Annotated in this window: 19 protein-coding genes and 1 pseudogene; 9 read left to right on the top strand and 11 right to left on the bottom strand. The window is 44.4% G+C overall.

Annotated elements, in window-relative coordinates:
• A pseudogene (locus FKN93_RS18110) lies at positions 1–91 on the top strand (RNA-directed DNA polymerase); the annotation flags it as partial.
• Between the two features lie 39 nt (positions 92–130).
• Here the strand turns inward: FKN93_RS18110 and FKN93_RS11910 are convergent.
• The 4 genes from FKN93_RS11910 to gcvH form a co-directional block, all read right to left on the bottom strand.
• On the bottom strand, positions 131–343 hold the full coding sequence (locus FKN93_RS11910; protein ID WP_004396631.1) for a cold-shock protein: 213 nt from the start codon (positions 341–343) through the stop codon (positions 131–133).
• Between the two features lie 312 nt (positions 344–655).
• On the bottom strand, positions 656–892 hold the full coding sequence (locus FKN93_RS11905; protein ID WP_004396630.1) for an RNA-binding protein: 237 nt from the start codon (positions 890–892) through the stop codon (positions 656–658).
• Between the two features lie 177 nt (positions 893–1,069).
• Positions 1,070–3,934 (bottom strand): aminomethyl-transferring glycine dehydrogenase, encoded by a 2,865-nt coding sequence (gcvP, locus tag FKN93_RS11900; protein ID WP_170905169.1) that lies wholly within the window; start codon positions 3,932–3,934, stop codon positions 1,070–1,072.
• Between the two features lie 189 nt (positions 3,935–4,123).
• Positions 4,124–4,504 carry a glycine cleavage system protein GcvH gene (gene gcvH / locus FKN93_RS11895; protein WP_154171168.1) on the bottom strand — a complete coding sequence of 127 codons (381 nt, stop codon included), beginning with the start codon at positions 4,502–4,504 and terminating at the stop codon, positions 4,124–4,126.
• A gap of 324 nt (positions 4,505–4,828) precedes the next feature.
• Here gcvH and FKN93_RS11890 point away from each other — a divergent pair, with 324 nt between their 5' ends.
• The 3 genes from FKN93_RS11890 to FKN93_RS11880 all read left to right on the top strand — a co-directional run bounded on the left by FKN93_RS11890 (position 4,829) and on the right by FKN93_RS11880 (position 8,273).
• Positions 4,829–5,452 carry an XRE family transcriptional regulator gene (locus tag FKN93_RS11890; protein ID WP_170905168.1) on the top strand — a complete coding sequence of 208 codons (624 nt, stop codon included), beginning with the start codon at positions 4,829–4,831 and terminating at the stop codon, positions 5,450–5,452.
• Between the two features lie 239 nt (positions 5,453–5,691).
• On the top strand, positions 5,692–6,825 hold the full coding sequence (gene gcvT, locus FKN93_RS11885) for a glycine cleavage system aminomethyltransferase GcvT (protein ID WP_158137269.1): 1,134 nt from the start codon (positions 5,692–5,694) through the stop codon (positions 6,823–6,825).
• 341 nt (positions 6,826–7,166) lie between these two features.
• On the top strand, positions 7,167–8,273 hold the full coding sequence (locus tag FKN93_RS11880) for a serine protease (RefSeq protein ID WP_170905167.1): 1,107 nt from the start codon (positions 7,167–7,169) through the stop codon (positions 8,271–8,273).
• 5 nt (positions 8,274–8,278) lie between these two features.
• On the opposite strand, the gene FKN93_RS11875 is transcribed toward FKN93_RS11880, so the two are convergent.
• The 3 genes from FKN93_RS11875 to FKN93_RS11865 form a co-directional block, all read right to left on the bottom strand.
• Positions 8,279–9,976 carry an EAL domain-containing protein gene (locus FKN93_RS11875; protein ID WP_170905166.1) on the bottom strand — a complete coding sequence of 566 codons (1,698 nt, stop codon included), beginning with the start codon at positions 9,974–9,976 and terminating at the stop codon, positions 8,279–8,281.
• A 266-nt stretch (positions 9,977–10,242) separates the two neighbouring features.
• Positions 10,243–11,547 (bottom strand): inosine/guanosine kinase, encoded by a 1,305-nt coding sequence (locus tag FKN93_RS11870; protein WP_158137271.1) that lies wholly within the window; start codon positions 11,545–11,547, stop codon positions 10,243–10,245.
• A gap of 166 nt (positions 11,548–11,713) precedes the next feature.
• The gene (locus FKN93_RS11865) at positions 11,714–12,190 is read right to left on the bottom strand and encodes a CreA family protein (RefSeq protein ID WP_040905087.1); all 477 of its coding nucleotides are present in this window, start codon (positions 12,188–12,190) and stop codon (positions 11,714–11,716) included.
• A 171-nt stretch (positions 12,191–12,361) separates the two neighbouring features.
• Here FKN93_RS11865 and FKN93_RS11860 point away from each other — a divergent pair, with 171 nt between their 5' ends.
• Complete coding sequence (locus FKN93_RS11860; RefSeq protein ID WP_249374176.1) at positions 12,362–12,895, top strand: hypothetical protein; 534 nt, start codon at positions 12,362–12,364, stop codon at positions 12,893–12,895.
• Positions 12,896–13,195: 300 nt separating this feature from the next.
• Positions 13,196–13,897 (top strand): HAD-IA family hydrolase, encoded by a 702-nt coding sequence (locus tag FKN93_RS11855; RefSeq protein WP_161425700.1) that lies wholly within the window; start codon positions 13,196–13,198, stop codon positions 13,895–13,897.
• A gap of 25 nt (positions 13,898–13,922) precedes the next feature.
• Here FKN93_RS11855 and FKN93_RS18105 read toward each other — a convergent pair whose 3' ends face one another.
• Positions 13,923–14,150, bottom strand: coding sequence for a hypothetical protein (locus FKN93_RS18105; protein ID WP_306687226.1), 228 nt, complete (start codon positions 14,148–14,150; stop codon positions 13,923–13,925).
• 641 nt (positions 14,151–14,791) lie between these two features.
• Here FKN93_RS18105 and FKN93_RS11845 point away from each other — a divergent pair.
• Positions 14,792–15,415 carry a DNA-J related domain-containing protein gene (locus FKN93_RS11845; protein WP_158145436.1) on the top strand — a complete coding sequence of 208 codons (624 nt, stop codon included), beginning with the start codon at positions 14,792–14,794 and terminating at the stop codon, positions 15,413–15,415.
• Between the two features lie 108 nt (positions 15,416–15,523).
• Here the strand turns inward: FKN93_RS11845 and FKN93_RS11840 are convergent, their stop codons facing one another.
• The 3 genes from FKN93_RS11840 to tesA all read right to left on the bottom strand — a co-directional run bounded on the left by FKN93_RS11840 (position 15,524) and on the right by tesA (position 19,354).
• Positions 15,524–17,179 carry an ABC-ATPase domain-containing protein gene (locus FKN93_RS11840; RefSeq protein ID WP_170905165.1) on the bottom strand — a complete coding sequence of 552 codons (1,656 nt, stop codon included), beginning with the start codon at positions 17,177–17,179 and terminating at the stop codon, positions 15,524–15,526.
• Positions 17,180–17,385: 206 nt separating this feature from the next.
• Entirely contained in the window at positions 17,386–18,582 is a 1,197-nt protein-coding gene (gene fabV / locus FKN93_RS11835) for an enoyl-ACP reductase FabV (RefSeq protein ID WP_170905164.1), read from the bottom strand.
• Positions 18,583–18,736: 154 nt separating this feature from the next.
• Positions 18,737–19,354, bottom strand: coding sequence for a multifunctional acyl-CoA thioesterase I/protease I/lysophospholipase L1 (tesA, locus tag FKN93_RS11830; protein WP_154171151.1), 618 nt, complete (start codon positions 19,352–19,354; stop codon positions 18,737–18,739).
• On the opposite strand from tesA, the gene FKN93_RS11825 reads away from it, so the two are divergent.
• Together FKN93_RS11825 and FKN93_RS11820 are read left to right on the top strand one after the other, a co-directional pair.
• Positions 19,353–20,048, top strand: a complete 696-nt coding sequence (locus FKN93_RS11825) for an ABC transporter ATP-binding protein (RefSeq protein WP_158137276.1) — start codon at positions 19,353–19,355, stop codon at positions 20,046–20,048. The two genes, tesA and FKN93_RS11825, sit on opposite strands and share 2 nt — an antisense overlap.
• Positions 20,045–22,486 (top strand): ABC transporter permease, encoded by a 2,442-nt coding sequence (locus FKN93_RS11820; RefSeq protein ID WP_170905163.1) that lies wholly within the window; start codon positions 20,045–20,047, stop codon positions 22,484–22,486. Before FKN93_RS11825 ends, FKN93_RS11820 begins: the two co-directional genes overlap by 4 nt.
• Positions 22,487–22,552 lie beyond the last annotated feature (66 nt).

The raw sequence follows: 22,552 nt of genomic DNA, 5'->3' as shown, positions 1-22,552 counted from the left end.
GTTGGGGTTATACTCATTGTTGGAAGGGTATGAAACATTGAAAATCTATTCGGAACCGCCGTATGCGATCCACGCTTGTACGGTGGTGTGAGAGGACGGCGGGAGTGATCCCGCCTCCTACTCGATTAGCTTACAGAGGCGTTACTTCAGTCGCTTGTGGACCTTTTTTGCCTTCTTCAACATTAAAGCTTACTTTTTGACCTTCAGCTAATGTTTTGAAGCCATCAGAGACAATGGAGTTGAAGTGAACAAACACGTCTTTACCGCCGTTGTCTTGAGAAATGAAACCGAAACCTTTAGTCTCGTTGAACCATTTTACTGTACCAGTCGTTTTACCAGACATAGTTACCTCTAAATATCTTAAATTTAATAGAATGAATTTTGGCTGATAACGCAAGCTATTGAATGGTCTATCTAGGTGAAGTTGACACAGGTTTAACGAAAGGTTTCGCGACTTGTATAAAACAAAACTTACACTGAATTTACATTAACAACTCTTCTGTAAGAGCCAACTTTAACTATACACACAGAATCCTAAATAGCGAGAACTATTTTTCATGTCTGATTGTTTTTAGGGAGCTTGTGTATGAATAACAAAGAGTTAGGGGGTATGCTTAACGCCTAATATCTTGTGTATACGCTGTGTAAAAAACGCTTAATCGGCTTTTTTAACGCGAATCTTGCTTTTATGGACATCACTTAAATTGAGATTCGCGATGGCTTGTTTGGCTTCTTCGAGATTTGGCATTTCGACAAATGCAAAGCCTTTTGAGTGACCTGTGATTTGGTCCAGTACTAGATTACACGCTTTTACTTCACCAAAAGCGGAGAATAAAACGCGGATGTCTTGTTCGGTGGTAGTACGGGATAAATTTCTAACTAACAGTTTCATGAATAATAATCTTGTAGGAATTGACGCTGTATTGTCTCAGTTTCTCAAGGTGAAACCAAGGAAATCTTTGTGTTAACAGTGTTTGCCTTGATAAGAGAGGATAAAAGGCGAGCCATTAAGCTCGCCATTGATTTTCAAATTAGCACAGAACTAGGGACGAGTGACCGTCACGGTTTATTACTCTTCGTAATTATCAATGCTTGGACAGGTACAGACCAGATTACGATCGCCATAGACGTTGTCGACGCGATTGACGGTTGGCCAGTACTTGGTGGTTTTGCTGTGCTCTGATGGGAAACAAGCGATTTCGCGAGAATAAGGATGTGACCATTGCTCAACGGTTAAATCGACTTGCGTGTGCGGCGCATTGACTAGTGGGTTATCTTCTAATGGCCACTCGCCAGTTTGCACTTTATCTATCTCTTGGCGAATAGCGATCATCGCCTCACAGAAACGATCGAGCTCAGCTAAGCTTTCGGATTCGGTTGGCTCAACCATTAGTGTACCCGCGACGGGGAATGACATGGTTGGCGCATGGAAGCCATAATCCATTAAGCGCTTGGCGATGTCTTCTTCACTGATCCCGCTTTGCTCTTTTAATGGGCGAATATCAATAATACATTCGTGCGCGACACGACCATTATGACCACGATATAAAATGGAGTAGTGTGGACGCAGGCGCTCCATAATGTAGTTGGCATTAAGAATCGCCAATTTGGTTGCTTGTTCTAATCCGCTTGAGCCCATCATGGTGATATAAGCCCAAGAAATAGGCAAAATGGACGCACTGCCTAAATCCGCGGCAGAAACGGCGTATTCCGTGCCTTCCACACCACCTTCAATATGCCCGGGTAAGAAAGGCGCTAAATGAGATTTAACCCCAATCGGTCCCATGCCTGGACCACCACCACCATGTGGAATACAGAAGGTTTTATGCAGGTTAAGGTGCGACACATCTGAACCAATAAAACCGGGAGAGGTGAGGCCAACTTGTGCGTTCATATTGGCACCGTCGAGATACACTTGGCCGCCAGCTTGGTGCACCATTTCACACACTTGGCGTACTTGTTCTTCATAGACGCCATGAGTGGAAGGATAGGTGATCATGATCGCGGAAAGATTTGCACGATGTTTGTCGATTTTGGCCGCCAGATCAGTCAGATCAACGTTACCATTATTATCGCATTTCACGACCACCACTTTCATCGATAACATGGAAGCGGTCGCTGGGTTAGTACCGTGAGCCGAACTTGGGATTAAACACACATCGCGGTGTCCTTCCCCCCGGCTTTGGTGATAACGCTGAATAGCAATCAGACCCGCATATTCACCAGAAGCGCCAGAGTTTGGTTGCAGTGAAAAAGCGTCGTAACCGGTAATTTGGCATAATTTCTGTTTAAGGTCGTTAGCCAGTGCGGCGTAACCTTGCGCTTGCTGTTTTGGTGCAAACGGATGTAACGCGCCAAATTCTGGCCAAGTGACCGGAATCATTTCAGCGGTTGCATTGAGCTTCATGGTGCAGCTGCCAAGTGGGATCATACCGTGAGCCAAAGAGAAATCTTTATTTTCCAGTTTCTTCATATAGCGCAGCATTTGCGTTTCGCTATGATGCGTGTTGAACACAGGATGAGTAAGGAAGCTTGATTGGCGGCGGCAAGATTCAGGAATCGCGGCAAATTCATTGTCAGTAATGGCGGTCGATAAATCGTCAATCGTTTCGTTAACGTCAAAAACATCAAATAGGGCTTTGATATCTTCAACCGTCGTCGTTTCATCCAAGCTAATACCAATTTGCTGCGCCGATTTACGTAGATTCATTCCGGCTAGTTGTGCTTGCTGATAAAGCTTTTCTGTTGCCGAACCAGTGTTGATGGTTAACGTATCAAAAAAGCTATGATGATCTAACTCATAGCCCGCTTTGGTTAAACCGGCGGCAAGAATCGCTGTTAAATGATGGGTTCTACGAGCGATGGTTTTAAGGCCTTCAGGACCATGGTACACCGCGTAGAAAGCGGCCATATTCGCCAGTAGTGCCTGTGCGGTACAAATATTTGAGGTGGCTTTTTCACGGCGAATATGCTGCTCACGAGTTTGCATCGCCATACGCAACGCTTGATTGCCTTTGGCATCGATGGAAACCCCAATCACGCGACCAGGCATCGTGCGCTTATGGGCGTCACGAGTGGCCATGAATGCGGCATGTGGACCACCATAGCCCATTGGTACGCCAAAGCGTTGTGCTGAACCAATCACGACATCAGCACCCATTTCTCCGGCCGGTTTAAGCAGTACACTGGCCAGCAAATCGGTGGCAACGGTGACCAAAGTTTTATTATGATGCGCTTGTTCGATGATGGCAGTTAAATCGCGCACTTCCCCGCGAGTATTTGGGTATTGCAGTAATGCGCCAAACACATCTTGCTCCGCCAAACTCTCGATAGGCGCGACATTCACTTCAAAGCCAAGGAATCCAGCTCGGGTTTTGATGACTTCAATCGTCTGAGGATGGACATCGTCCGCGACAAAAAAGACGTTACTTTTGCTTTTACCAGCGCGATGGCATAACGCCATGGCTTCTGCGGCCGCTGTCGCTTCATCTAATAATGACGCGTTGGCGATCTCCATACCCGTTAAGTCGATGATCATTTGTTGATAGTTAAGCAGCGACTCTAAGCGACCTTGAGAGATTTCAGGCTGATAAGGAGTATAAGCCGTGTACCAACCAGGATTTTCTAGTACATTGCGTAAAATAACGTGAGGTGTAAACGTGTTGTAGTAACCTTGACCAATAAAAGTACGCTTAATCTGGTTTTGTTGAGCAAAGGCTTTCAGCGTCGCGAGCATGTTGGTTTCACTTTGCGGCTCACCAATATCAAGGGCGGCTTCTAAGCGAATATTAGCGGGGACGGTTTCGTTAATTAGCGCATCAAGACTCGAAGCCTGAATAGTGGCTAACATGGTCTGTTGATCATTGACGCGTGGTCCGTTATGGCGTGCAATAAATTCGTTTTGTGTGCTTAGGCGGTGCAGTAACTCGGTCATTTTCCCTTACCTATAGATAGAGCTGTAGTATGGCTTACCATCATGTTCGATAACGCTAATTATACCGATAAGCGTTGACGGATAATTGGTATCACTGGGTTGCCGTGAATAAGAATCATGATGAAAAGCTGCCTTGGTCTTCACTATATCAAGTGGCTTCGACCTATTAGGTGGCAGCTTGTTGATCAATTAATCTTCTTCAATCAACGTCAGATATTCATCGGCATCTTTAAGATCATCGAGTTCAGAAGCATCGGACATTTTAATTTTAACAATCCAGCCAGATTCATAAGGCTCTTCATTGATCAGCTCTGGGCGATCGGATAGTTCTTCGTTAATTTCGATAACCATGCCCGATACCGGAGCATAAATGTCAGATGCCGCTTTGACCGATTCAACCAAGGAAAAATTATCTCCTGCGTCAAATTCACTCTCTAGCTCGGGCAACTCGACAAACACCACATCACCCAGCATCGCTTGGGCATGTTCTGAAATTCCAATCGTGACGGTACCGTCGCCGTTATCACGCACCCATTCATGGCTATCAGTAAACTTCAGTGTTTTATCCATTGTTTTTTCTCCAAATTGGTAGCGAACGCTCGCCGAGCGAGTGTGCAATAGTTCAAAAAGAACTTTTGTGTGCTTGCTCACTGAATTGAGCCAATCTGTTCTTTTTGAGGGTATTGAACGTCATTGAACCAAACGATTGCTTGGCTAACATGTTGGTAACATACCCCTTGCCAAATCAACAATCAATTAAAAATTTCCTATAGGAAACAAGAGTGCTGTTTTTGCTACTTAAAGCACGCTTTACTTGCGAGTGACACTTTTTTCTGTGTTAGGCTTGATGCACAATGATACTTATTGATAGCGGTTCACTACAGGATAATAAGCATGACAGAGCCCATTCATGATGAGTATCCATCCATGACATTAGCTAAAGAAGATCGCTCAGAAAACATCGAGCCACTTAAATTAGGGCCACGCATTAAGCAAGTTAGAGCGAATTTGGGAATTACCCTAGAAGAGGCGAGTCAGAGAACGGGATTGGCTCGCTCTACCTTAAGTAAAATAGAGAACGAGCAGATTTCGCCGACCTTCCAAGCGATGCAAAAACTCGCGCATGGATTGCAAATCGATATGCCTCAACTCTTTGATCCACCAAAGAAAATTATCGCTACTGGTCGTCGAGATATTACCCGTAGTGGACTAGGGAAGCCACATCCAACGCCTACTTATGAACATGAGCTATTGGCAATACAGTTGACCAATAAAAAAATGATGCCGTTCAAAAGCACCATCCGCGCTCGAGATTTTAGCGATTATCCCGATTGGGTAAGGCATGACGGTGAAGAGTTCCTGCTAATTTTGAGCGGTGAGGTGCTGTTCTATAGTGAGTTTTATGAGCCAGTGCCTCTTAGCGAAGGCGATAGTGTCTATTATGATGCGACGATGGGGCATATGTTAGTGTCTGTTAGTGAGCAAGACGCCTTGATTTTATGGGTTACGGCAAAGTAACGGACCTGTCGGTTGAAGCCATTTTGTTGCAAAGACGGGTAAGTAAATTGTGATCTAAGTGTTAATTCTCGCAGCGTGTCTTGGCTGCAACTTGTTCGGCAATCAAAATAAGCGCATGCTTGTTTTTCTTGTTTATTATTGGAAACTTAAGCCAAACACTTGAGCGTGATGATATGGCTATCAAGAGAGCGCTCAATCAACTGGCGGCTTGATCGGCAACTCGCCACATGGAGAAAACAATGACGCAACAACCCCACTCAAATTCGCTACTGACTACTCCTTTGCATGCTGTGCACGTTGAATTAGGCGCAAAAATGGTCCCTTTTGCTGGGTATGATATGCCGGTTCAATACCCGCTCGGTGTTAAAAAAGAGCATTTACATACGCGTCAAGCGGCTGGATTGTTTGATGTTTCACACATGGGACAATTGCGTTTGCATGGTGTTGATGCGGCCGCGGCTTTAGAGCGTTTAGTTCCGGTTGATGTCATCGATTTACCGGTTGGTAAGCAGCGTTATGCGATTTTCACCAATCCACAAGGTGGTATTTTAGATGATTTGATGGTGGCCAACTTAGGCGATCATCTTTTTTTAGTGGTTAATGCAGCCTGTAAAGCACAGGATATAGCCCATTTAACCGCGCATTTACCTGCTGGGGTCCACTTGGAAGTCATTGAAGACAGAGCACTACTTGCTCTGCAAGGTCCAAAGGCGGCTCAGATATTGGCTCAGTGGCAACCTGCGGTAGCAGATATGCGTTTTATGGATATCCAAACTTTAGCGATCAACGGCATTGAATGCATTGTCAGCCGTAGTGGGTATACAGGAGAAGACGGCTTTGAAATCTCCGTACCTGCTGATAAAGCTGTCGCGTTTGCACAAGCATTAGCGGAGCATTCCGACGTCGAATGGATAGGCCTTGGAGCTCGTGATTCGCTACGTTTAGAGTGTGGCCTGTGTTTGTATGGTCATGATTTGGATGAAACCACCACGCCAGTAGAAGCCAGTCTGCTTTGGGCGATACAACCCGTGCGCCGGATCGGTGGCGAACGGGCTGGAGGGTTTCCCGGTGCTGAAATCATTCTTAAACAGATAGAGAGCAAACAGGTTGATCGTAAGCGAGTGGGATTAGTGGGCCAAACTAAAGCGCCTGTTCGGGAAGGAACAGAGTTGTTCGATTCTGATGGTAATAAAGTGGGTATCGTTACCAGTGGAACCGTTGGGCCGACAGCAGAGCAGCCTATTTCAATGGGGTATGTTCGAGCGGATCTGGCGGTGATAGGTCATGAGTTGTTTGCTGAAGTCCGTGGTAAAATGCTGCCGATGACGATTGAGAAGATGCCATTCGTCCCCCAACGTTATTATCGAGGATAGCGAATTATTTACTTTTCTCTTCTCGATTAATGTTAAGAATAGAGCAGTACGACCATGCTGCTTTATTCTTCTTTTCGCTCAAAGGTCTTAATTTTTCAATGACTCACTCGGTAATTGTTTGCAAAATACCACGAGTCTAATGGTTTTCTTTTCTCTTTCCTTCTTACAATTTGAATCGCTAATTAGGTTGGATCAGTTCGCCGATTCTAATCTTATTATTGACCTCTGTTTATCGAGGTTGATGACGCACTATTCACTTGCTGTATCAAGTTTTTTGGGTTGATTCCGTGATCTAGAACTACACTTTAATTATCTTACTTAGCTAGATATATGAGGTGTTTATGATAAAGAACCCCATTCAAATGGTTATTTTATGCCTCACGCTATCGATGAGCCCCATGGTTTTTGCTGAGCTGACATCACGTATCGTTAATGGTAAACCGACGACGATTACCACTTATCCTTCATTCGTTAGCTTATTTTATGATCGTATTGAATATGATCGCCGCTACAGTGCGGCGAGTTTTTGTGGTGGAACTTTGCTTGACGATCGACACGTATTAACTGCAGCGCACTGTTTGTTTGATGGAAGAGGAAAGTTAGATATTCCGTGGCTACTCTTTACCGTGGTGACCCAAGTCGATAATGAATCGGATTTTCCTAACGGTAATATCATCACAGTACGTGGTGAAGCGTTTTTCTATCATCCCAATTACGATGATTCCGTTAACTCATTATGGGCGAACGATATCGCGATAATCCGTTTAGAACGAGGGCTAAATGGGCAAGGGTTTGTTAATCGACCGACGAGCCAAGCTTATCGACTTGGATTTAATGGCAATGATGATGACGATAATGACAGTATTTTTGAAGCGGTAGGTCACGGTAATACGCGATCAGGATTTGATGAAGATGACCGATTACTGTTTACCACTATGCAGTATGTGTCTAATGCTCGTTGTCAGTTAGATATTACGCCATTCGCGTTAGCGTTAAATCCCCATCACCTCTGCTTTAAAGGGGACGGCATTAATCCTGATAGCCGTCTTGCTAATGGGACTTGTCAAGGGGATTCGGGAGGTCCTATCTACTGGAATAATGCCGGTCATTTAGTGCAAGTGGGCATCACAAGTTTTGGCCCAGCGGAATGTGGCGTAGGTTTCTCACAATCACAGGTTACCTCGGTATTTACGGAGATTTATGGCTATCGTCAATGGATAGATCAAGTATTGAATGGACAATTGACGGCCAACTATATCGTTACAGAAGAAGCGCGTTTAGCATTTTTAGCGGGGAGTGGTAATTCATCGGTTTCTCCTTCACCGATTGCTACAGACTCGGGGAGTATTGCGTCGCCGAACGCTTCGGGAGGTGGTGCTATTGATGGCTTGTTCAGCGCTGTACTATTGCTTTTAGGGTACGCACGTTATCAGCAAAAGAGGAAGTGATACGTTTAATTGAGTAGGGTATAGCGGCTGGCGGTGGCTAAAGAAAGAGGTTTCGAGAACCAGTAACCTTGTAGATAGTTGACACCCATTTGGCAAAATTTTTGCTGCATTGCACTGTTTTCTATCCCTTCAATCACAATATCCATGCCTCTTGAGCGGCATAGCTGCACAATAAATCGCAAATACTCTTCAGAGGCGGTATTCGTGAGTGTTTTCAAAGCCATTGTTCGATCAATTTTGATCTGATTTAGGGGCAAATCAAAGAAGCTATAAATGGAACTTAAGCCAGCGCCAAAATCATCCAATGACAGTTGAAACCCCATCTTACTGAGCGTATTCAGTTGATTTAAAGCATGTCGGTTACCATCCAATATCACGGTTTCGGTCAGCTCGAGCACGATGGATGAAGGGCAGACGCCAGCGGCATCAGCCATCATTTTGATATTGGCAGGGAAATTACTGTTGAGTAGTTGCAAAACAGACACATTGACGTTCACTCGCGTACTTGAACCATGTTGAACATGGTAATGATGAATAAACTGACAAGCTTTTTCAAAGACTTGATAGCCTAACTCGGTGATCAGTCCCTTTTTTTCCGCTACCGGAATAAACTCATCTGGATAAATTTCACCAAACTCTGACGACCGCCAACGAACTAAAGCTTCAAAGCTGGCGACTTTACCAGTTTGCGCATGAATGATGGGTTGAAATTTAACCGACAAAGAGTGATGACATAACGCTTCTTTTAAACCGCGTTCAATAAAAAAGTAGCGATCCACTGTATGCTGAGTTTTCCCTGCGTAAATCTCGATTCTTGAGCGACTTTTTTCTCCCGCGTACTGACAGGTTTGTGCCGCAATATTGAGAATTTGTACCGCGCTGAGTTGATCCGAAAAATGCGGTAAAACACCAATGTTCATTCGGTCACCCAATAGGTGACCTTGCTCTTGAGCAGAGTGAGAGTAACGCTCAAGAATCGATTGACACAATAGAGGTAAATCTTGGTCTGACACGGATTCGCGTAATAAAATAGCAAAATCGTCGGAACGTACGCGATACAGTGTCGAGTGGTGATGAATCAGATTACTTAACGCATTATGCATATGATGAAGAATATGTTGAATGACTTCAGCGCTGTACTGATTTAGGTAGGATTTAATATCTTCAATTTGAATATATATCAGTGTCGCTGGCGATGCAGCACGTTTAGCATCATCAATGTCTCGCAATAACTTTGTGGTATTCGGCATACCAGAAACCACATCATAAAATGCGGCTTGTTGCAGAAAAGACGTCATCTTTTTTTGTTCAGAAATATCTCGATGACTGCCGACCATAAACATTTCACCGTTTTCGACTTTAGTTACCGCAGTACCCAGTAACCAGATATAGCGACCATCAACGGTTTTTGCGCGATATTCAGTGGTGACTCGACTTTCCTGATTAAGATGACCATCGACGCGTTGTTCTAGTGCCATCCTATCGAGTGGGTGAACCAACGCCATCCAATTTTCTAAACCAATAGTGGCCGAATTAAAGCCAAACTGCTGATAAAAACTCGGATTATAAAAAGTCATGGTTCCATATCGGTCCATATGGAAAATACCTTCACTAAAGATATCGAAGATATGAATCAAACGCTGTTGGTGACGACTGAGAAGTGAATGAGGCGGTTCGATAGTGTTTTCTTCTGTCAACAACATGCCAGTACACCTGATCTTAATATTGTTATCCGTAACCTACTATAACGTGTCGTTCAGTAGCGCTCAATTAACAATGTGTATTATCAGTCAGTTATAAGTCAAATTTGTGATAATTAAGGAAATCTCGATGAGTTTTCTTGAGTTTAAGAAGATGATGCTCGATTCGATAAAATTGACCACAGCTAGGTTGAGCCCGGCTGTGGTCAAAAGTGATGACGTCTCTTCAGTCATTGTTTTATGTCATGCACGAAGGTGGGTTAGAGAGATTAACGATCCCAATACGCTTCTTCTAAACTGTCTTCGCGTTCAGGTAATGAACTCGATAGACGAGGTGAGTGCTGTGTTAAAACTTCATAGCTGACTCGGTTGGCATAACGGCAAACCTGCGAAAGAGATGAATACGTTAGATAAGGTAACGCATGTTTTGCTGAGTTAGGCACATTGTTTTGATGATAGCGGTTCGCTGCCATATCATGCAGCAAAGCGGACAGAGCACCATCACCAGCGCCATTGGTATTTTTGATTTCTAATGGGCCACCTAAATAGGGGCCAATATGCGAATAGACTTTTACTGGCTGTTGACAATCTTCCTTACGCATCGCGCGGCTAAATTCATAGCGGTTAAATTCAGGAATGTTACCAGGCAGTAGTGGTAGTTCAGTATCACGTTTTGCTGAATCATCAACATAACCTGCCATGTATAATCCAACAGGGCCAGCAGTGCACAATACTAAATCCACCCAATCTAAGGCTTTATTGGCAGCTAAGAGCGGATCTTTCTCTCCGGTTAAGGCTTCCCCTTCTTCTTCATTCATCGCTAAGACGGTGACATGTTGCTTAAGATATTCTTGCCACCAAGTTTGATTACCTTCGATGACGTATTTTGTCCCCAAGGTCAATACCACGGGTACATGATGAGCCTTGGCTAATCCAATAGCTCGTTGTACCGCTTGTGGCATCGGATCTTCGGCTTTACCACGCATCAGATAAGAAGAGACGACCAATGCAGAAGCTTTAGCAAAGACTTCTTCAGGAATACTCTCGGCGCGCAGCTTATTCATATGCCCTTCGTTAATCGCAAACGTTCGTTCACCATCTTCTGAGATCAAGGTATAGCAACGACCGATTGGACCATCCACCGTTTGTAGATGGTTTAGATTCATGCGTGAAGAGGTTTGACATAAATATCGATAGGCGTAAGAGCTCACTTCGATATTTTTAGACATGACACCCAGTAAGACAGATTTACTATCGGCGAGCACAGAATAGTTGTGCAGCGTATTACCAATGGTATCACCCGGGTATAAATGGGTAATGAGTTTGCGTTCGATCAGTTCTTCGTAAAGAGCGTCGGCTTGACTCTCTTCTAAAACCAGCGAGTGGCCTTTGCTTAATTGATATTTGGCTAAAAAAGCATCATCTACTCTGGCTTCAATATCAACAATCGTTTGCCCAACACCAACCACAGTTGGATGACGAAGCTTAGGCGTTTGTTGTATTTGGTTTACAAGTGGATCACGGGCGTGAATAGGGAAGTAGTGTTTCGATTTGCGTTGTCCGGGAAACTTCATGTCCAGAGTCATTGGTAAGGAAAAGTTTCGCGGATATTATCACAAAAAAATGAAACAATTTATAATATTTACATTATTGCGAGGTTCGCTCAGGAGAGAGGAACCAAGCTTGTTTGCGATGGTTGCTCTTATTGGTGATAAAACCATCGCTAAAGTTTATCTATCTCTAAGGAGTCGTATGAGCCACGGGTGGTTGATAAGCCGCGGTTCCCCACAATGGCACAGTGGAAAGACTGTGCTTAAAGCTACCTGAAGTCTCTTTAGTCGAGTAAGACACATACATTAAGGTTTGCGTTTGCGGATCATAAATACGTCGGATTTTCATGCTTTTAAAGAAAATGCTCTTCGATTTTTTAAACACGACCTCACCAGATTTGGATTTGTCGATGTTAGCGATCATCTGTGCAGTAATTTCTCCGGTTTGGCGGCACGAAATTGATGAGTCAGAAGGATCGGCTAGGCTCAAATCTGCTTCAATACTGGCAATATGGCAGGTGACCCCCGTAACGATGGGATCCGTTAAATGATGGAGTTTAATGTCTTTCATGGTAAACAAGCCTAAGCTGACATCACCGACGGCAGAGCGATCACAGCCGGATAGTAATAAAGTACTTACGGCTAGGATGGTTAATTTTTTGAGCATATCTGGGATCCTCGACAAAACAGAGCATGATAATAACAGTAAGCAAAACAAAAGCGTGTAGATAACTGTGCTATGATAGGAAAAATATTGAGAACCTATCCTAACTTTGCCTCTTCACCCTGCGATGGGTAAGTGCTTTGGGCAAAATTGCTCGCCAAAGAAGAAACGACTATGACACATTTATCTTCATCTAACGACATGCAAGCGCTGATTGATGCGAAGAATCAATGGCTGTATGACCAGGTTGATGTCCAGTTCCCGACGCCAGAAAGTCTGCAAGGCCTTACGGTTTATCAGACATTAAATCAAGCCTTACCCAGTGAAGCGTTTACGGCGCAGCATCACGTTGCCGAGAGTCATTTAGCGGCCATTTATTTGGTGGACTTTCATCGTTTAACCATTATGTTTGCGTTATTACAAGCGACGCGTTGTGAGCAAGCGGCCCAACAAGCTTTATTAGTCGAGTTTTTCACGCAGATCATTTATTCGCCGCCTTGTCGCTTATATTTGGGATTTGCTGACGCTCAACCAATAGCTGCTGCCATTGTGACCTATGATGGCTCGTCACTGCTTATCTCTGATGTGGTGATGCAAAACAACCCGATCTTTACCTCTAGTGATGAGTTTGTTTCTGCTGTCGTGGCTAAATATCAGCAAGAAAACCTAGTCTCCGGTTCTATCTATATTGAGCATTCCCAGCCATAACACTTTTCGGCGTCGTTGAGTTATTGCATTCATCTTGCTTCTATAGGAGAGAATCGTGATGTTGCTTGAAGATACGGGATTATTGTCGGTCTTTTCCTTTATTTTGTTAACTCTATCATCCGAGTGCTATCTCATCGGTATACACTACTTTGGGGCTTATCCCTTTCCCCTGAAGTCGCCTTGGTGTTGATGATTAACGCTATGGGTTATCAATCAATGATCGGCAATGAGTGATAAGGTTAAATCACATAGGGATTGTTTAACTGCCGTTAGCCATCACAAAGCATAATAAGGACAGCCATGAAAAACCGTACCATTCGCTGTGTGATTTTTGATTGTGAAGGAACGTTGATTGATAGCGAGCGTTTGAGCTGTATCGCGCTAGTGCGAGTGTTTAATGAGCTGGGTGTTTCATTAACGCTTGAGAATGTTTTGCAGCATTTTTCTGGTGGTAAAATTGCCGATATTCTGGTTAATACCTGTCAATTTGCAGGTATCAGTGCTGATATTGATCAACTAGAACTTCGTTACCGGCAAGAGCTTACCTCATTGTTTGATACTGAGCTTAAGCCTATGCCAGGGGCGATTAATTTATTAGAGCAGCTCAAACGGCATAATATTGAATATTGTGTTGCTTCAAATGCGCCACACGACAAAATGGTCGCTGAATTAAGATTAGCGGGTCTAGAGCGCTATTTTACTGGTGGGCGCATTTATTCCGCCTTTGAGGCGAATAGTTGGAAACCTGAACCCGATCTGGTGCGCTACTGTGCCATGAGTATGGGATTCTCATTAGCGGATTGCGTATACGTCGATGATACACCGAAAGGTGTTGAAGCGGGGATCCGGGCTGGAGTTGTGACGTTCCAACTGTGTTCACCGCTACTTGTTCATCCTGTATCGCATGCTGATGTCATTGCCCTTGATCATTTGGATCAATTAATGGCGTTTCTTAACTACTCATTAACCGATAGCAGGCAAGCTCAGGCTCTTAAGCGCTGAGCATTTTATGCTGCTATTTTTCGTGTCAATGCTGAGTTGGGGTTAAGGGATGCAACTGATGGGGGAGATAAGTGGCTGCCAGTGTGACAGGTGGTTTACTTAATAAGACTTGTTGTTGGATCTGCGGCAACTGATGGGTATGAAAACCGCATTGTGCGCAAAAAAACTTTTCGCCATTCTGAGAGATGAAAAACTCGTCATGTTGACATAATGGGCAAGCGTCAATATCAATTTTTGGGGTTATTGTTGTCATAATTGTTACTCAGCAGCATGAAAAAAATTGCTCATCTTCCCTCTCTTACCTTGAAGCTGCGACAAACTTCGCCATTCGCTTCATTCTTGAAATTATTTTCACCATTCCAAGCAGTATCGGGGGTTACTTTTATTAGGTCATCTATTCATCTTATCTGATGCTATACCCTTTCTACTTGAAGGTTCAGCGGTATTAGCTACGTTCGTTCACCCCAATCACATCGTTTGCGCTCATGGGGATTCACTCACTTGCCGCCTTCCTGCAACTTCAAGTCGTTTGGGTATACAGCAAGGATGGCGGTTTTTATTATCAGCAATTTTCCGCGCTCTAAGCATGAGTGTTTAGGAATAGTGCATTAAGCATAATCGGCTTTGTGACGATACTGAGTAAATAAAGATGGCTTTGATTCATTTTTGAGAGTGGTTTCATATTTTCTGTTTTATTTGTGATATTGATCGGTTGAGGTGATTTTTTGTTCTGCTTCAGTAAGCCAGATAAGTGGCAAAATGAGGATTTACATTCAACAATTACATGAGAAGCGCAGACCAGTTCAAAAACTGACGCTAAGCTGCAGATGGAAACTCGACAAATGCCTAGCTTTAGCTTTGAATGGGAATGAGACAACGTAGCGTGAGTAGAGTATGGCGAATTCACAGGCTTTGAGTACCACCTTTCAAACCTATATGGAAAACCCTTTGTTATGGCCGATCCTAGAAGTTTTGAAGCGGCAATCTTCTGGTTGGAAGGTACATACCTTAGCGGCTCATCTTAGCGAGCAGGGTTTAATTCCTGTGCTTGATAGTGCTGCTGATAAAGATCTTTTTAAGCGAAACTTTCTGATCATGAACGCGTTATACCAGTTACAAGAGATGTTGTATCCGAAAAACTGGTTACAAGTTGAAGCGATGGATATTGCGCTATTGCCAGTATTTAGTCATTCGCACTATGCGATAGATCCTGATGATCCACTGCGTGATTATTATTCGCGTTGGGAGCACTATGAAGTCAGTGAAGGGGAAGTGAAGCGGTTACTGAATGAATTTTGGACCCGTTATCAGCGTTTTGTGGGTGGGGACGACATTAAAACCCTCGATCGTTCTCAAGCTTTACGATTATTTGAATTGCCCGCTGATGCCTCTTCTTTTGAAATTCGTAAGACTTGGCGTCGATTAGCGTTGCGTTGGCACCCGGATCGCGATAATGGTAATGCTGCTCAATTTCGAATCTTGTGCGCCGCTTGGAATGTCTTGAGGCATGAGCATTAGATAGGATTGAGCATTTATCGTCGTTGTATAATATCCCCAACTCACAGAAACGGTTTGTTATCATGTGTGTTGAGGATATTGAAAATGACCATCTTTAAGCGACGTGGATTATTCGGCTATTTTAAATTGTGCTTTACGTAGACGATTTAAGGTGGCCATCGCATCTAAAATACGTGGTTTCGCCAAATCGCCTTGATTGGGCATCTTGCTGTACCATTCACCTTCCAATAATGCCTCCAGCTCTCGTGCCGGATGAGTTGCCCAACCAGGCTGCTGGGCAAGTTGAAAACAAAGCCAGCCGATAGCGTTAATCTCCGCAGAGGACTCTAACTGTTCCAGTGCCGAGATATCAGCAAATTCTTTACCAAAGCGTAGTGAACTGGTGCCTTTAGCCGATACTCTAAATTTACCCTCTGCCAATATTTTTTGTAAAACACTGCGGTTTAATGATCGAGGAGGGAAAGCGGTTAATGGCGTTTCACACTCATTGCGACGTAAGGTTGGATGCTGTTGGATCACTTGTTGTGCTTTCGCAGTAACATCGATCGCTTGATAATCATGCATTTGAATCACGGTATCTGCGATATCTAAATAATCTCCCGAACCACCCATGACTAACAAGGTTGAAATGCCGAGTTCATCTCTTAATTGACCAATTCTATCCACCAATGGCGTGATGGGTTCATCGCCTTTCGCGACTAAAGCCTGCATTCTTTCATCACGGATCATAAAGTTGGTGGCAGAAGTATCTTCATCAATCAACAGAGTGCTTGCGCCTGCTTCAATAGACTCTTGTAACCAAGCGGCTTGTGAGGTTGAGCCTGAAGCATCTTGAGTACTAAAATCATGGGTGTTTTTACCCATAGGTAGATGATTGATGTAATTTGATAAGTTTAAGTTGTGAACACAACGTCCTTCTTCCGCACGAATTTTCATGGCTTGCGGATCGGTCACGATACCTTCTCGACCATCTCCGGGGATGTGATTGTAAATCGAACGCTCTAATGCGGTTAATAAGGTTGATTTACCATGAAAACCACCACCGACGATTAAGGTAATACCTTTAGGAATTCCCATGCCGGTGATCGGGCCTTGGTTTGGCGTCGTAAGTGTTATCTGCAGGGTTTTTGGCGCTTGAAAAGGCACCGCTTCTTTCATCGGTAGATCGCAGTTACCCGCAACACGAGGTAAGACACTACCATTAGCAACAAAAGCAACCAATCCATTAGCTGATAACTGATCACGCAGCGCTTGCTGATCTTCAATCACTTGGCAATGGGTAATCAACGCGGGTTTATCCAGTTCACGCTCTAAGGTGGCTCGACGGATAAATTTTGGCAGATGAAACGTTAAAATATTAATGGCTTTTTTGGCCAAAATATCACGACCTTCTGCGGGTAAATTGATTCGAAAACGAAGCTCAATACCTTGTTGATTGAACAGAACAGACGTGCTGTCCAATACGGTTTGCCCAGTCAATGAGATAGATAGGCTGTTTTCTTGTTTGGCTAATTCAGCAAAGCGGCGAGCGATAAAGTCGCGGGCGGCTTGTTGATATGTGGCTGAGCAGTCTTTTAACCACTCTAATCCAGTCAGTGACCAAGCACGTTGTGCTCGCAAACGAGAGGCTGATGCGTAAGGATCGGACTGAACGTGATCGATAGACAGGGTAAAATCACCAAAGTCATACTGGCCCTTAATTTTCTGATAGGCACGGTAGTTCTGTTTTTCGAGTTTTTTCAGGTTTGCAATTAATAGATCCATCTCGAGTATCACTTATTGAGAATGACAAAGGCGCGATTATAGGGACCGCTATAGACAGAGTAAAGCAATCATCCGATCTTCTCATCACCTTTACCTGTTAAGGTTTACGGCTTTACTGGTTTAGTACTATCATCTCCAAGCGCCAACTTATCGATACATCATGGGGAGATGATGGTTGATTGACGGAGTAGAACACCCATCACATGTTAAATGTGGTCCATAAAGGGCGAAAGGTCGACGTCTTGTTGGTAGTCAATCTCAGGAAAACCAAAGCCGTTTAAGCGTAAAAATTCTTGCTTGAAGCCTTGATAGTCACCCAATTCAGTGAAGTTAGAGCCATTCATTTGATGAACCAGATCTTGAACTTGTGCTTGAGTATCAGGAGCTAATTCCCATTCATCGACTCGCACTAATCGTTCACTGTCGACGGGAACAGGCTTACCTGTATAAAGCTTATCGCTAAATAGACGTTGCATTTGCTCAATACACCCTTCGTGGGTGCCTTTTTGTTTCATCACGCGATACAAGGCAAGCATATAGGGGGTAAATGCGGGGATAAACACACTGGCTTTGGTTACTAATGCTTTACAGACAGCGGCGTAAGCGTTGCCATCGTAATTAGCGAGTTTCAAGTTTAAAGCATGGCTGGTTTGGTGCAGATCGACTTTTGCTCGGCCTAATGTGCCATCAAGGTAGATAGGATGAGTCAGTTCAGAACCCACGTAAGAGAACGCTATGGTTTTACATCCTTGGGCTAAAGAATCATGGTTAATCAATGTGTCGATCCAGTTTTCCCAATCTTCGCCGCCCATCACTTTTAACGTGTCTGCAATTTCTTGTTCTGACGCTGGCGCTAAGGTGGTGTCTAGCCACTGATCATTTTCTAATAAGACCGTGGCACCCGTAACACTGTCACCAATCGGCTTGATGACTGAATGCCAAAATTCTTCGCTATCGCCTTTGCGGCGCATACCACTGGCAATACTATAAATCACTAAATCGACTTCACCTTCAAAATAGGTTTCAATCGCTTCCACCACTTGGTCTCTGATGTTTTTCGAAAAAACGTCACCAGTAATATTAATCGCTACTCGTCCGGCTTGTTCGGCGTATTGTTTAAAAAAATGATTATTATAAAACCCCGCGCTGCCAACGCCTTTACTCGAAGGTCCGCGTTCTAATGAAACACCGATGGTATCGGCGTCTGCACCACCAAAGGTCAAGGCAATGCGAGCGGCGAGCCCAAAGCCGGATGAAGCGCCTAAGATCAATACTCGCTTAGGGCCTTGACTGATCGATGGCGCGGATTTTACGTAATGAATTTGTTGAAGAACGGCTTGCTGGCATCCATAGGGATGAGCAGAGCGAGCAACCATGCCTTGAATGAGTGGTTCAATGCGCATAAAGATGGCCTGTGTGCAGTGGATGAACCAATAAAATAACGTAAAGCATGGTAAAGTTTATTGAGCTGAACCATTAAATCAGACAGTTTTAGGCAATTTACGGTTGCTAGGGTGATTAAATCGTCAAGCTGGTGTTGCCGTCATGAATGATTATTTACAGTAACGGCGCGAGTTTTTGGGCCATAAATTGAGCGATCCAAGGTTGAGCGGCTGAGTTTGGGTGTAGCCCATCGCTCATCATCCACTCGGGGTTGATGATCACTTGCTCAAGGAAAAAATCGATCAGAGGTAGGTCAAACTCTTTGGCTAAGCGAGGGTAGACGTCAGCAAATGAGTCACTGTAACGTTTACCATAGTTGGGCGGTGTTTTAATTTGCATTAACACAGACTGTGCATTGGCTTGTTTAATTTGTTCGATCATTGTGCGCAGATTATTTTCTACTACTTGAGGTGGAAAACCACGTAAGCCATCATTCGCGCCAAGGGTAATCAGTACGGTTTGAGGTTGATGCTGCTCAAGTAGTGAAGGAAGTCTCGCTAACCCGTTACCTGTGGTATCTCCAGAAATGCTGCCGTTAATAATCGTAACCTCGTGGTGTGATGCTAATTGGCTTTCAAGTAAGGTCGGCCATGCTTGCTCAATCGGCATTTGATAGCCTGCGCTCAAACTATCACCCAAAATTAGTAAGGTTTGACTGCGTGCCGTCGTTGTAAATAGCATCATGCTAGAAAAAATAAACCCTAAAAATAACAAAGGAAGTCGTTTCGCCATGCAAAGCTCCGTTAGCTCAGTACCATCTGTAATTTCAGTACAGTCGGTTTCAAAAGTGGTCTCCACTGAACAGGAGACCTTGACCATTCTTCATGATATTAATCTTACCATCGGTGCTGGTGAAAGCGTAGCGATTGTCGGTAGCTCTGGCGCAGGTAAATCAACCCTAATGACGTTATTAGCCGGTTTAGATACGCCAACACAAGGCGAAGTGTATCTACTTGGTCAGGGACTCTCTTCACTCGATGATGAAGCGAGAGCGGCGATCCGCAGTCAATCGATTGGGTTTGTATTCCAGAGTTTTTTACTGATCCCAAGCTTATCGGCGCTCGATAATGTCACTCTACCTTGCCTGTTAAAAGGGGAACCTGAAAATCGAGCGCGAGCTGAGGCGTTATTGACCTCGGTTGGTCTTGCTCACCGTTTACACCATTCACCCAATCAACTGTCTGGCGGTGAGCAGCAGCGCGTTGCCCTTGCTCGGGCCTTTATGGTTGAACCTCAAGTGCTGTTTGCCGATGAACCCACCGGCAATTTAGATCAAGAAACGGCCAGTAAAGTGATTGATTTGCTGTTTGAACTCAATCAACAACATGGCACAACGCTAGTGTTGGTGACTCATGACCCTAAACTGGCAGCACGTTGTCAGCGCCGCTTTTACATGCAAGCGGGTAAGTTGGAGGAACGCGAGTGAAAACAAGCCCAGCCCTTACTTTGAATCAGCGGTTTTTACGTTGGAGTTTGAGTGAAATTCGTCATGGTCAGTTGTGGCCGATTTCGTTGGCGTTAACCTTGATTATTGCTTGTTTGTTTGCATTAAGCGCTTTAGCTGAGCGCATGGAACAAGTGGTCGTCAAACAGGGGAAAGAGGCGCTTACCGCCGACAGCGTGTATGTGTCGGCTAATCCTATTCCAGACTCTTTATTGGCGCTCACGGAACAGAAGTCGTTAAGTACTTCGCAGATGACGCGTTTTGCGACCATGGCGTTCAGTGATCATGGTATGCAATTGGTCGGAGTTCGCGCGGTGGATTCATCCTATCCGCTACTTGGCAAAATGACCCTAAGTGATGGTGTTGCGCTGTCTCATCGTGTGCAAGCCAACCAGTTATGGTTGGACGATCGCGTGTTTGCTCAACTTAATGTAGAGATAGGTGATACGGTTACTTTGGGGGACGCTGATTTTCAGGTCAGTGGTCGAGTTATTGACGAGCCAGGGTTAAGTTTTAATCCTTTTCAACAAATGCCGGTAGTTTATATTCATCAAGCGGATGTAGCGAAGACGGGGGCTCTTCAACTGGGTAGCCGTGTTCAATATCGGTTATTCATTCTCGGCGCGGATCGTCAGATTGAGCCATTAAAATCATCGCTCGAACTCGGACCGAGTGACGAATGGCGAGATCAAGAAACCACCAATCAGAGTAATGAAGTTTTTGAACGTACTCAGCAATATTTGTCGTTAACCGTCGCGATTGTGATCATGATGGCGGCGACGACGTTAGTCTTAACCTGTCAGCACTATGTTTCGACGCGCCAACGTACGATTGCCATGTTAAAAAGTCTTGGCGCGAGCAAAAAATGGATCGTGCGTTGGTTAACGATTCAAATTGGACTGTTGCTACTCTTTGCTGCAATAGGCGGTACTCTGATTGGCGTTGGATTGGAATTTTTACTCAGAATACCGTTGGTTGATTTATTGCCTGATCCTCTACCGACTTATGGTTTCCAACCTGTCGCGGTGGCGTTGTTATCGAGTATTTTGATTGCCGTACCCGCATTAGGCATTCCTCTTGGTTATCTACTGAATGTTAACGCTGCCAGTGTCATACAGCCCGTTAAAGCCGCTCGCCGTCGCTTGTGGAATACCCTATTACTCGCTGTACCATTGGTGCCTATGGTGGTGGTTTATTGGCAAAACCAATTGGTGTGGATCATCTTATTTGGCATTCTTGGGCTGTTTTTTGTCTTAGCCGTGATCAGTCTGTTGTTAATCCGCGTATTGGGTTTGTTACCGCTGAATACGGCGATGCGTTTAGCATTGAGCCGAATCAATCGTTCGAGTGTCGCTACGGGGCTACAGTTTGGCGCGTTATCGTTATCGCTAATGTTATTGGCTGTGATGTGGTTGGTGCGTACCGATTTACTGACGGATTGGCAAAAAGTATTACCTGCCGATGCACCGAATGCCTTTGCAATTAATATTGCTGATTATGAAAAGCAGGCTTATTTGCAAGCTCTCGATGAGGCGGGTCTTGAACGATCTGAGGCGTTTCCGATTATTCGTGGTCGACTAACCCATATTAATGGTCAAGTCGCTCAGGAAAGAATTGAGAATGGAGATGGCCCTAACGCGCTGCGCCGTGAACTTAATTTTACTTGGGGTGATACATTACCGAGTTATAACACGATTGTGGAAGGGCAATGGGTAGCCAGTCAGGCCGTTTCAATTGAACAATCCCTAGCTCAAGAATTAGGGATTGAAGTGGGGGATACACTGAGCTTTATGATCAGTAGTCAAACCATTAGTGCGGTTGTTAATACGATTCGTCACGTAGAATGGCGCGAAATGAAACCGAATTTCTTTTTTATATTTTCGCCGGATGTGATGCAAAACGTATCAGGTAGTTGGATGGTGAGCTTTCGGATTGAATCTGATCACCAACCCTTGCTCAGTGAGTTGTCTCGCCAGCACCCGACAGTGAGCTTAATGGATATCCGAGCGATGGGTGAAAAGATTCAGCAGCTACTGACGCAAATCGTTTGGTCGATTACGGTATTGGCCGCGCTTGGTATGTTAGCCGGTATTTTGCTGATTTTTACCTTATTGCGTTTAAGTTTGAGTCAACGTCAACAAGAAATCCAGCTTTACCGTACGCTTGGTGCAAGTCGCCGCCGAGTAACAGCAACCTTATGGGCTGAATATGGGGTAATGGCGTTAATAGCTGGGTTGGTGGCGGCAATCAGTGCCGATGTGATTGTTGGCAGTATCATGTATTGGGGGTTTGACTTATCCCCAGTGACGCATTTTTCGATGTGGTTGGCTCTACCAGTGATGACCTTTGTTACTTTAGCCCTTGTGGTTAGTAGCTTGTTACAGCGATTGTTAACGCCGATTAACCGAGCTTTAAGTTAATCGTATCTTGAGTAAGTAAAGAACTTATCCACAAAAACGGTGGATAAAGGTTGGGATAACTTGATT

This window comes from Vibrio sp. A8-1, from assembly GCF_013048685.1.
Taxonomy (GTDB): domain Bacteria; phylum Pseudomonadota; class Gammaproteobacteria; order Enterobacterales; family Vibrionaceae; genus Vibrio; species Vibrio metschnikovii.
Note: the sequence above shows the minus strand (reverse complement) of the source record. Positions and strands in the feature narration are given on the sequence as shown.